At 39.2% G+C, this 11,777-nt stretch carries 11 protein-coding genes and 1 riboswitch; of the genes, 9 read left to right on the top strand and 2 right to left on the bottom strand.

What is annotated here, in order from left to right:
- Window positions 1–130: 130 nt before the first annotated feature.
- From VB083_RS07085 to VB083_RS07125, 9 genes are all read left to right on the top strand, one after another.
- Window positions 131–823 (top strand): aspartate/glutamate racemase family protein, encoded by a 693-nt coding sequence (locus tag VB083_RS07085; RefSeq protein WP_213691174.1) that lies wholly within the window; start codon window positions 131–133, stop codon window positions 821–823.
- A 105-nt stretch (window positions 824–928) separates the two neighbouring features.
- Window positions 929–1,984 carry a TRAP transporter substrate-binding protein gene (locus VB083_RS07090; protein WP_213691175.1) on the top strand — a complete coding sequence of 352 codons (1,056 nt, stop codon included), beginning with the start codon at window positions 929–931 and terminating at the stop codon, window positions 1,982–1,984.
- A gap of 75 nt (window positions 1,985–2,059) precedes the next feature.
- The gene (locus VB083_RS07095) at window positions 2,060–2,584 is read left to right on the top strand and encodes a TRAP transporter small permease subunit (RefSeq protein WP_213691176.1); all 525 of its coding nucleotides are present in this window, start codon (window positions 2,060–2,062) and stop codon (window positions 2,582–2,584) included.
- A gap of 24 nt (window positions 2,585–2,608) precedes the next feature.
- Window positions 2,609–3,934, top strand: a complete 1,326-nt coding sequence (locus tag VB083_RS07100; RefSeq protein ID WP_213691177.1) for a TRAP transporter large permease — start codon at window positions 2,609–2,611, stop codon at window positions 3,932–3,934.
- Between the two features lie 18 nt (window positions 3,935–3,952).
- Complete coding sequence (gene allB / locus VB083_RS07105) at window positions 3,953–5,314, top strand: allantoinase AllB (RefSeq protein ID WP_213691178.1); 1,362 nt, start codon at window positions 3,953–3,955, stop codon at window positions 5,312–5,314.
- A gap of 20 nt (window positions 5,315–5,334) precedes the next feature.
- Window positions 5,335–6,012, top strand: a complete 678-nt coding sequence (locus tag VB083_RS07110; RefSeq protein ID WP_213691179.1) for an aspartate/glutamate racemase family protein — start codon at window positions 5,335–5,337, stop codon at window positions 6,010–6,012.
- Between the two features lie 5 nt (window positions 6,013–6,017).
- On the top strand, window positions 6,018–7,622 hold the full coding sequence (locus VB083_RS07115) for an N-acyl-D-amino-acid deacylase family protein (protein WP_213691180.1): 1,605 nt from the start codon (window positions 6,018–6,020) through the stop codon (window positions 7,620–7,622).
- The gene (locus tag VB083_RS07120; protein WP_213701150.1) at window positions 7,612–8,016 is read left to right on the top strand and encodes a VOC family protein; all 405 of its coding nucleotides are present in this window, start codon (window positions 7,612–7,614) and stop codon (window positions 8,014–8,016) included. Before VB083_RS07115 ends, VB083_RS07120 begins: the two co-directional genes overlap by 11 nt.
- 109 nt (window positions 8,017–8,125) lie before the next feature.
- Window positions 8,126–8,246: riboswitch (molybdenum cofactor riboswitch) on the top strand.
- A gap of 8 nt (window positions 8,247–8,254) precedes the next feature.
- Window positions 8,255–10,123 (top strand): aldehyde ferredoxin oxidoreductase family protein, encoded by a 1,869-nt coding sequence (locus VB083_RS07125; protein ID WP_213699694.1) that lies wholly within the window; start codon window positions 8,255–8,257, stop codon window positions 10,121–10,123.
- A gap of 64 nt (window positions 10,124–10,187) precedes the next feature.
- Here VB083_RS07125 and VB083_RS07130 read toward each other — a convergent pair whose 3' ends face one another.
- Window positions 10,188–10,985, bottom strand: coding sequence for a putative hydro-lyase (locus VB083_RS07130; RefSeq protein WP_213699847.1), 798 nt, complete (start codon window positions 10,983–10,985; stop codon window positions 10,188–10,190).
- Window positions 10,982–11,755 carry a 5-oxoprolinase subunit PxpA gene (locus VB083_RS07135; RefSeq protein ID WP_323401905.1) on the bottom strand — a complete coding sequence of 258 codons (774 nt, stop codon included), beginning with the start codon at window positions 11,753–11,755 and terminating at the stop codon, window positions 10,982–10,984. Before VB083_RS07135 ends, VB083_RS07130 begins: the two co-directional genes overlap by 4 nt.
- Between the last annotated feature and the right edge of the window lie 22 nt (window positions 11,756–11,777).

Consider the following 11,777-nt stretch of genomic DNA (forward strand, 5'->3'; position numbering starts at 1 on the left):
GACATTAACAATAACACGTGATATATAATGTCAATAACAAATAATATTATTATGCAATTCAGATCATAAAAAATATAAAACCTTGCTCGCCTTTTTAGAGTTCGACATATATTTAATGAGGTGATCTACCGTGAAAACAATTGGGCTTCTTGGGGGATTAACATGGGAATCAACTAGTGAGTATTACAAAATTATTAACGGAATGACACATGAAAAAATGGGAAGAAGACACTCCGCGTCTATGTTGATTGGGAGTTTCGATTTTGATCCTATTAACCAATTTATGGGAAAAGGACAATGGGAAGAAATAACTAACGAAATGACAAATATGGCATTAAAACTAGAAAACAGTGGCGCTGACTGCATCCTTATTTGTTGCAATACACTCCACAAGGTAGCACAAGACGTCTCAAAGGCGCTAACTAAAGCTCATCTTATAAATATTATTGATGTTGTAGCTAAAGAAATTATAGACAAACATGTTAATACTGTTGGACTTCTCGGTTCCACTTTTACTATGGAACTCCCTTTCTATAAAGAACATCTTCAGAAATATGGCATCCATTCTATTATCCCTACCTCAGAAGAAAGAAAATTCATTATGGACACTATTGAAAATGAACTTGGTGTAGGAAAGATAAATCCTAAATCAAGAGAAGAATTTTTGAAGATTATAAACAAATTGGTTCAACAAGGAGCGGAAGGAATTATTTTAGGATGTACAGAAATTCCATTGCTTCTTAAGCAAAAAGATACCCTGATTCCTCTTTTTGATAGTACTTATCTTCATTCACAGGCAGCTGTTACATTTTCATTGTCATAAAAAATAATAGAAAAGGTGGTGAATAGTGGAAACAATAAGAATTAGAGTTCAATGTAAAGCGTGAAAAGCATAGCTGATGAGAGAAAATAAAAGGGAGGGCACACAATGAAAAAGATCCTGAAAGTTTTTCTCGTAACTTTAGTCGCTGTTATATTCTTTTCCGCACCATTTATTAATTCAGCACAAGCTGCAATTGAATTAAAGCTATCTGACCATGACGTTTGCGGTGGCCTTAAAGGAAAGATTGGGGAATACTGGTTTGATCAAATAGAAAAAGAAACCAATAGCAAGGCAAAAATAAAGGCTTACTGGGGTGGTGTCCTCTTTAATGCTGAGGAAGAATTGAATGCTCTTTCAGAGGGTATTGTTGACATAGCTGCAATTTATCCTGATTTTTATCCTAAACAACTTCCTCTTTTTGGAGCATTTTGGCTTTTTCCCAAAGGGCCGGAACAATGGGAAAACATTCGTTGGATATATAAAGAAAGTATAGAAAGAATTCCAGAATTCAAAAGAGAATTAGAAGAAGCTGGAATCAAAATACTCCTAATGGAAAATGGCCTTCCTATGGCCTATATGGCTCGCTATCCAATAACCTCTCTTAAAGACATTTCAGGTAAAAAATGGAGAGCAGGAGATCGCTGGAATTTAAAACTGCTAGAAAATCAAAAAGCTATTGCTGTTTCTATTCCGTGGGGAGATTGCTACATGGCATTGGAAACAGGAACTGTTGATGGAATCGTTTCTAATTATGATGGAATGCATCGGCAGAAATTTGATGAACCAGCTAAAAATATACTCACAGGAAAAGCAATCGGTTGGTCGCAACCAATGTTTTACTGTGTAAATAAGAAAAAATGGGATTCTTTACCTAAAGATATTCAGGAAGGAATTCTCAGAGCAAGTGAGAATACCGAAAGAGCGTTTGCAGAAATGTATGAAGCAGAATTCAACCGCATTGTAGAAGCAGAAAAAGAAGCTGGCTGTACTGTAAATTTCTATTCCACGGAAGATGTGGATAACTGGGCAGATGAAACATGCCTCATCGAATTACGAAAAGTTTTCACAAAAGAATTGTCAACAGACGGCGTAGATAATTCTTCTGAAATGTTGGAACAGCTAAAATCCATTATTGAAGAAGGAATCGCAAAAGAAAAATAAAAAAGGAAGGGGAAGTTTTTTGTTTCTTCCCCTTCTTCAATAGTTTATGGGGGAAAGAAAGGGAGTTTCTTAAAAATGAAGAATTTTTTAAAACAACTTAATGCAATGCTTGCTGAATTAGGTGGACTACTTATGACCATCATGATGTTACTTTTCCTCATTAATATAATTACACGAGAAATTAATAAACCTATACAAGGGTTATTGCAACTTGCTGTTTTCGCCATGGTCATTCTAATATACCTCGGGCTAGCTCATACAGAGGAAAACGACCAACACGTTCGACTAGAAGTTATCACAGACAGAGTATCACCAAGAATAAAAAACAAAATGCGTTTTGTCACTCACTGTATAGAGTGGATTATCATAAACATTTGTCTCTTAGCTGTATATAGAGACGCCCTTCGGGCTTTTATAAAAAAAGCATCCGTTACAGGAATAGTTCCCATGCCCCTTTGGCCAGTAAAATGGATTATGGTAATAGGTTTAATCATATATTGGCTTCAATTAGCAACCTGTGTTATCGAAGATTATAAGAAAATTAAAAGCACAGATTTTATTGTTGATACTCCTCACGAACTAGACCATACGAATGCTTAATTTGTAAATTGAGGTGACTAAAATATGGAGCCTACTACTTTAGGATTGTTTTCTATAGTTTTTCTACTAACGGCCATGGGATTTGGTTTATCCATTGGACTTGCTTTTATTTTAGTAAGTTTTATTACATCAATGTTTTTGTTAGGGGGTTTAGGCTCTGCCCTTTCTATTCTGGGACAAACTATGTACCACTGTATTGCTGCCCCAAGCTGGTGCTCCATTCCCCTTTTTATTCTGATGGGAGCCTTTGCAACTATCGCAGGATTCGGAACTTATATTTACGATGGTGTATATAAACTTACTCGCCGATGGCCAGGAGCGTTAGCAATTGCTACGTGTTTTGGCTCTGCTATATTTGGAGCAATATCCGGTTCTTCATTAGCTAATACTGCTATTTTCGGAAAACTTGTTCTGCCAGAAATGGATCGATACAAATATGATAGAAGTTTTTCGATTGCATGTGTAGCTTCTGCTGGTACTTTTGCTAATATGATCCCTCCAAGTATTAATTTTATTATTTTCGCTCTTTTTACTGAACAATCTATAGCAAGGTTATTTGCTGCAGGCGTAATTCCAGGTATACTTACTGCCTTCGTTTACTCTGTATCAATTATTTATCGCGTCAAAAAACATCCTGAACTGGCCCCCCTCGAAATAAACAAAGCGAAACTTACCATGAAAGAAAAAAGCGATGCATTCAAAAATCTCTTGCCAATTCTCCTTGTTGTAGGAGTAGTTTTCATAGGAATGTACTCAGGAGTTTTCAGCCCGACAGAAGCTGCAGCAGCAGGTTGTTTAGTAACACTTGTTACGGGAGTTCTTAAAAAAAGTATTACTCATATAAAAGATTTGAGAGATCCTTTGAGAGATTCTGCCAATACTACAGCTATGATGTTTATCATAAATGTAGGGGCGCTCCTGTTTTCAAGAATATTTGCTCTTACGGATATTCCTCAAAACATGGCGCTATTTGTTCAAAATTGGGATGTTCCTAGATTTGTTATCTTACTCGGAATTTTACTTATTTATTTCTTCCTTGGAATGATTATGGTTGAAATAGGCATCTATGCTCTAACCCTTCCAATACTTATGCCCATCATAATCTCTCTCGGATATGATCCCATATGGTTTGGCGTTATCGTCCTTAAGCTCAGTGAAATAGCAGCAATAACCCCACCCGTAGGGCTTAATGTTTATATGGCAAAAGCAGTTGCCGGAAAAGGAGTAACACTAGAACAAATTTTTAAGGGAATTTGGCCTTTCTGTCTGTGTGACATCGTAGTACTGATTCTGTTGATAGCTTTCCCTCAAATTTCACTATGGCTTCCGAATCTTCTCATGGGTAAATAACTTGGAGGTGTTCGTGGAATGTACGATCTCGTTATAGAAAATGGAACACTAGTAACATCACAAGGCGAATATAAAGGCAAGATAGCTGTCAAAGACGGGAAAATAGCAGCTATTCTCTCAAGCGAATCTACCATTTCAGCATCTGAATATATCGATGCCCAAGATCACCTCGTTATGCCTGGTCTTGTTGATACACATGTTCATTGCGGTCATGGAACGCCTGAAAGAGAAAATTTTGAATGTGTAACTAAAGCCGCAGCAGCAGGAGGAATAACGACTATAGTTGATATGCCTCTCTCTGAACCTAGTACTGTAACAGTTGATGCTCTTGAAGAAAAGAAAAAATCTGCTTTTCCTCAAGTTGTTGTTGATTTCTCTTTGTATAGTGGAATTATTCCCCATCATATGAACGATATAGAGGCCACTTTTGAAGCTGGAGCTCAATGTTATAAGATTTTCACCTGTAGATGTTCAAACTACCCTATGACTTACGATGGCTTACTTCTCAAAGGAATGAAAAAAATAGGCCAGTTAGGTGGAATGGTTTGTGCACATGCAGAGAACGACACTCTTATACAAGAGTTAGTTGATGATTTTCTGCTATCTGGCCGTGATGACGCACAAGCTTATTTAGAGTCTCACCCTGAATATTCAGAGTTAGAAGCAGTAAAGAGATTTATCTTCCTCTCTTCCCTTGTTCCTAATTGCAAAACACATATATGCCATCTCAGTATTGCAAGTGGAGCCGAAGCACTAAGAGAAGCTCGAGGACACGGCATAACCAATATAACAGCCGAAACTTGTCCTCAATATCTCGCTCTAGATGAAGAAGATCTCATTCGAGATGGTGCTTTATTAAAATGTGATCCTCCCGTCAGGTCTCGTGAAAATGTAGAACGACTTTGGGAAATGGTTTTAAATGGCACTATTGACATGATTGTTTCAGACCATTCTCCACATTCTTTTGAGAAAAAAACTCCTCAAAATAATAATTTCTGGACCGTATCAGAAGGATGTACAGGTGTCCAGACACTCTTACCTGTCGTTGCTACAGAGGGACGAAAAAGAGGACTCTCTTGGACTCAACTAGTTAAACTTTGCGCCACACAGCCAGCTAGACGATTTGGATTAGGTTATGCAAAAGGTGATATCCAGATAGGATACGATGCAGACCTTATTCTTTTTGACCCTCTTAAAGAATGGGTGCAAGATGATAGTAAGCTTTTCTACCTCAATAAGTGGAGTCCTTATAAAAACAAAAAATTCAAAGGACAAATAAAACGCACTATCATACGAGGTAAAACAGTGTTTATAGACGGCAAAATACAGGTAAAGCCAGGCTATGGGCATTATTACAAAATGGATATTGCAGCAAAATAGTCAGGAGGCATGAAATAGAAATGAGGATATTAGCGATCAATCCTAATTCTGATGAAAAATTTACCCAATTGATTTATCAATCAGCAATAAAAATAGCCTCTTTGGGCACAGAAATAATATGTAAAGCAGTTTTTGATGCCCCGCCCTTAATAGAAGATTTCATTGATGAAATTATGTGCGGTCCTGGATTATTAAAAATCGTAAAAGAAAACGAATCGCAAATTGACGCTATCGTTCTTTGTTGTACTTGTGACGTAAACATTCATATTCTCAGAGAATGCACGACAAAACCTGTTGTAGGCATTGGAGAAGCCTCAATGTTGGCAGCTATGACATTGGGCCATAAATTTTCCGTTATTCAAATGTCGCAACGGTCTCTACCAATGAAACAGCGGATGATTCACAATCTTGGTTTTGGATATCGTTGTGCATCTGTTCGTGTTATGGACGATTCGATTAAAGGAAGCTTGGCAGACAAAATAGCACCTGCTGCTCTTAAAGCCATAGAAGAAGATGGCGCAGAGGTAATAACTCTCGGATGCGCTGCTCTTTCTGGATTAGATACAGAACTTTCTCAACGCATAGGTGTACCTGTTATAGACGGAATTCCCTATGCGATACGCTTAGCAGAAACTCATGTAAAAACACATTCTAAAACAAGCAAAAAAGGTCTTTTTGGTCCTTCTACGTGGAGGTGACATCGTTGTTAGATACCATTATACGAAATGCATTAATAGTTGATGGCACAGGCAAAAAACCGTACAAAGGTGAGGTCGGAATATTGAATGGGAAAATTGTTCTTATAAAAGAAGAATATCTTTCTAAACTGCCCTCGGAAGCCAAAGAAATTATAGATGCTAATGGTCACATTGTATGCCCTGGTTTTATCGACATGCACAGTCATTCTGATTTACAGATTTTTTCTGATTCTCCATCGGACGCTAAAATACGCCAAGGAATTACGACTGAAGTTTTAGGACAAGATGGTCTTGGTCCTGCCCCAATAAATGACACAAGTATTTCCACTATCAGAGAACTTCTTGCAGGTCTTGACGGAATCCTATCTGAATCAAAATGGACATGGAACAGTTTTGGAAGCTATCTAAATGCCATAGAAAAAGCAGCTCCATATAACAATATGGCCGTACTTTTATGCCAAGGACCAGTACGAATTGCAGCTATGGGAATGGATGAACGTCAACCAACAGCATCCGAACTTAGCAGCATGAAATCTATTGTTCGCGAAAGTATGGAAGAAGGCGCTTTTGGCTTATCGTCTGGCCTTATTTACCCGCCTTGTCCCTTTGCAGATACGGAGGAACTTATAGAACTGAACAAAGAAGTTGCCGCTTTCGACGGAATATATGTAGTACATCAAAGAGACGAAGGTTTTTATCTCTCACGTTCCTTTGATGAGGTAACACGCATAACACAGGAATCGGGAGTCGCACTCCAAGTTTCACACTTACAAGCTTATGGAAAGGTAAATTGGCCAATCATAGATGAGGTTTTAGAAAAAGCAGATCACCTTATAGATAGAGGTTTGCGCATATCTTGGGATAGATATCCTTACTTAGCAGGTTGCACAGTTTTAACAGCCGTCCTTCCAAATTGGACTTTTAATGAAGGAACCGAAGCTTTGGTTCGCAACCTTAAAAAGCAAGATTTTCGAGAAAAAATTCATCAAGATTTTACCAAGGGATTAGATGTTTGGCACAATAGACAAATCTCAGTAGGTTGGGAAAATATTATTGTTACAGCAGTACAAATTCCTGACAACAAATGGATGGAAGGCAAAAGCTGCCAAGAAATAGCAGACACTCTTAAAAAAGATCCCATCGATATGGTTATGGACCTTCTCGCAGAAGAAAAGCTTGCTGTAACTATGATAAGTTTCTATGGTTCTGAAAACGTCCTAGAAAAAGTTATTACTCACCCACACGGGACAGTTGGAACAGATGGAATATTCGGAGGGAAACCCCATCCAAGGCTCTACGGGACATATCCTCGATATCTGAAATCTTTCGCTCTCGAGGAAAAACGGCTTACGCTTCAAGAAGCTATACGCAAGGTTACTTCCTATCCAGCCTCTATTCTTGGAATTCATGATAGAGGAACCATAAAAGAAGGTTATTGGGCAGATCTCGTTATTTTTGATCCCAAAACAATAAGTGATTGCTCTACGTACGAGAACCCAACAGCTTACCCCACAGGTATTGATGCAGTTTTTATAAATGGAACCCTAGTTGTAAATAAACAAGGGTTTACAGGAAATCGACCTGGAAAGGTTCTCCGTCATGGAAAATAAAAAAAAATTTGATTCCCAAATAACCTTCTTATATTTTAAAAATTTGAATGAAGCTATCCCTTTTTTTGAAGAGGCTTTGAACCTTGAGCTTGTAGATGATCAAGGAACAGCCCGTTTATACCGACTTTCTACAGGGGCTTTTATAGGAATCGTAGATGAAAAAACTGGTCACTGTAAAGCTCTAAATAAAAATGCAGTGCTCATAACTCTCGTTACAGACAACTTGCAAGTATGGTATGAACGATTAAAAAATTACAACATACAATTAGAAACCGCTATTCAACGCCCTAAAGATTTCCCTGTTGAATGCTTCTTTTTCAAAGGACCAGGCGGTTATGAATTTGAAATACAAAAATTTCTTAAAGAAGATACTCGTAAAGTTTTTCATAAATAAAATTCAAACCTAAACTCCTTCATCTTATTTTTAAAGGGCTGCCTATTAGGCAACCCTTTAAATTATTCTTCTCTGCTGATATTATGGTAATGTAAGAAAATTTAAAATATTAAATAACGTTTTCCGAGTTGTATGACCTTCCTCTTTATTGAGATGGCCACCAACCGTCAGGGTATAGCTGGAAACGGCCATGCCTCCCATTCTTGGAAAGGAAAACCTATCCAGGGAGGGATGTAAAGTGTTTAATGTTTACACGGGTAAAATTTTGAACATTGACCTGACCAATAGCAAACACTGGATTGACGATCTTCCTGAAAACTGGATCAAAAATTATATTGGCGGAGAAGGTTTCGGAACACTTTATCTCGCGGAAAACCTAAAATCACGAATCGACCCCCTTTCAAAAGACAATAAATTACTCTTTATTTGTGGTCCTCTCACAGACACAAAAGCCCCCTGTTCGGGGCGTACTGTTGTCATGTTTAAATCTCCTCTGACAGGAACAATTAGTGCATCAAATGCAGGTGGGGCCTGGGCGCCTCAACTTAAAAGAGCTGGTTATGACATGCTCGTTATTCATGGTTGTGCTCAAAAACCCACATATATATTTATTAATGACGAAGAAATTCATCTTTATTCTGCTGAAAAATTATGGGGACGAGACACACATGAGACAGAGCGTTTGATACGAGAAGAGATCGATAACTCAAAAGCAGAAGTGACAAGTATCGGAATTGCTGGAGAAAAAAAGGTTCGCTATGCAACGGTTATGATGGGACGTGACCATGCAGCTGGACGAGGTGGGGGCGGAGCTGTAATGGGGAGTAAAAATCTTAAGGCCATAGCCGTATATGGTTCTTCTCTTCTCCTCACCCCTCATAACCCAGAAAGATTTAATGAAAATGTAAAAGAAGCAATACAGGATTTACATAATGAAGCTTTTGTAAGAGAAGAAATGATGAAATTTGGTACTCCTTCCTTCTTTGATGCCATGAACGATCTTGGACTTGTTCCTGCCTATAACTGGCAACATACAACAACAGATTTCAATCAATATCTAGGACATCAAGCGTATCATGAAAAGCTAGACGTCCAACAAGATCGTTGCTATAACTGCCCCATTGGCTGCGTTCGTAAAACAACTATTCCAGAGGGGAAATATAAGGGGCTCTCGGGAAGTGGCCCCGAATACGAAACAGTAGCAGCTTACGGACAAAAACTCGGCAATACTGACTTACACTCTATTACAGCTGCAAATTATATTTCGAATAATCTTGGTCTTGACGTTATATCTGCAGGTCAAGTCATAGCTACTGCCATGGAATGGTATGAAAAGGGAATTATCAATAAGGAAGCCACAGACGGTCTTGATTTAACATGGGGGAATAGTGAATCTATAGTCAAACTCGTAGAACGAATAGCGTATCGACAGGGTGATTTTGCAACCTTGTTAGGAGAAGGCTCATTGCGCGCAGCTCAGACCCTCGGAGGAGAGGCCATAAAATATGTAATGCACGTAAAAGGACAAGAAATGGCCGCCGACGGCGTAAGAGCAAGCAAGGCAGAAGCTCTCTCTCACATGATTTCTCCTCGTGGTGCAGATCACCTTAGACCTTATGGAGCTACGATAGACGCGTTTGGATATGTAGAAGAAGAGTTAGGAGTTAAAGAACAAGTGAATCCTCTCAGCGAAGAAAACAAAGATTGGGTTAAGCCATTAGAAGAATTATCTATGTCCACAAATCTTCTAGGAGTTTGCCTTTTTGCAAGCATAACCCTCGCTATAAAGGGGAAACGGTGGGCAGAACTTTTTAGCAATGCCACTGGATTAAGCTATACCTACGCTGATCTGTTCAAAGTCAGTGAACGCGTTATTAATTTAGAAAGGCTCTTTAACATCCGAGAAGGATTTACACGAAAAGATGACTACCTTCCTGAACGCTTTAGCCAAGAATCAGCGGAAGAAGGACCAGGCAAAGGACAAGTTGTTGATCAAGAACGCCTTCTTGATCTTATCTACACTGTAAAAGGATGGGACAAGCAAGGTATTCCAACAAAAGAAAAACTTAAGGAACTTGATCTGACCGATATAGCCCAGAAAATGTAAAACCAAAAAGCGGAGTTGCATCGCTACAACGCAGCTCCGCTCACTTTTCTCCTATAATCTTTCTTTAAAACACCGCATATGATGAATCCTTTGGATCTGCCACAAACATATGCCCAGGAGCATGGGTAATAGCCAAAGGAGGTTTACTCGCCATAAGTGCTGCTTGAGGAGTAACACCACAAGCCCAAAATACAGGCACTTCATTATCGTAAATCGGAACAGCATCTCCAAAGTCCGGAGAATTGACATTTTTAATTCCAATAGCTTCTGGATTGCCAATATGAATAGGCGCTCCATGTACTGCCGGGAATCGGCCTGTCGACAGGACAGCGGTGGACACCTGATTGTAAGGAATGGGACGCATACTGACTACCATAGGTCCAGATAAACGTCCAGCAGGCTTGCACTGAATATTTGTAATATACATGGGGACATTAGAACCTTTTTCTATATGTCGCACTGGAATTTTGGCGTCAAGCAAAGCGCTTTCAAAGGTAAAAGAACAACCTAGAAGAAAGGCGACAAAATCATCTCGCCAATATTTAAGAATATCTTTAGGTTCATCAACACATTGACCATCTATCCAGACTCGATATTTGGGAATATCTGTTCTTATATCTGCACCTGGAGCAACTATTTTAGGTTCTGGATCTCCAGGCTCCGTCACGTCTAACACAGGACAAGGTTTGGGATTTCGCTGGGCAAAAACCAAAAAATCGTATGCCCAATCTTTAGGCAATACTACAAGATTAGCTTGTACATGACCTTTTGCCATTCCAGGGGTAGGAAGGTCATAATCGCCTTTTCGTATTATTTCTCGAACTTGCTGCGGAGAGTATTCTGAAAACGCCGATCCTTTCATGCTCTCAACACCTCCCTAATACTTCGAATAGCAATCCCCTCTTTAAGAAGAGTTTCCCTTATAGATGCGGCCATTGCAACAGCACTTGGTGTATCACCATGAAGGCATATAGAATGAGGCCTCAGGTGAATAGTTGTTCCATCTATAGCTTCTATAGCACCTTCTGTTACCATCTTAATAACACGTTTCGCAGCTATCTCTATATCATGAATAACAGCTCCCGGTTGTTTGCGAGGAACTAGTGAACCATCCGCCTGATATGCTCTGTCAGCAAAAGCTTCAATTGCAAAGGGTACATCTAGTTTGTTAGCAGCCTTTTCAAAGGATGAGTTTGCCAACCCCAGCAGAATAAGATCATCGCCTGCATCTTTTACTGCCTGAGCAATCGCTTCAGCTAAAGACAAATCCTTAGCAGCCTGATTATACATAGCTCCATGAGGTTTTACGTGTTGCAAGGAAGCCCTGCGTGCTTTGCAGGCAGCCTGAATAGCTCCTACCTGATATAGGCAATAGGCATACACCTCATCTGCAGAACACGCCATATTTCTTCGCCCAAATCCCATAAGATCTGGATATCCCGGATGAGCTCCTACCGCAACGTTACTATTAACGGCTTCTTCTACTGTTTTTAACATAACTTGAGGGTCTCCAGCATGGAACCCGCAGGCGATATTAGCAGAACTGATGCTTTTCATAACATCTCTATCGTGCCCTAAAACATATGTTCCAAAACTTTCACCCAAGTCGCTATTTAAATCTACAGAGAACATGGAATCATCCCTTCTTCTCGTA

The sequence above is a fragment of the Aminobacterium sp. genome (assembly GCF_034926885.1).
GTDB lineage: Bacteria > Synergistota > Synergistia > Synergistales > Aminobacteriaceae > Aminobacterium.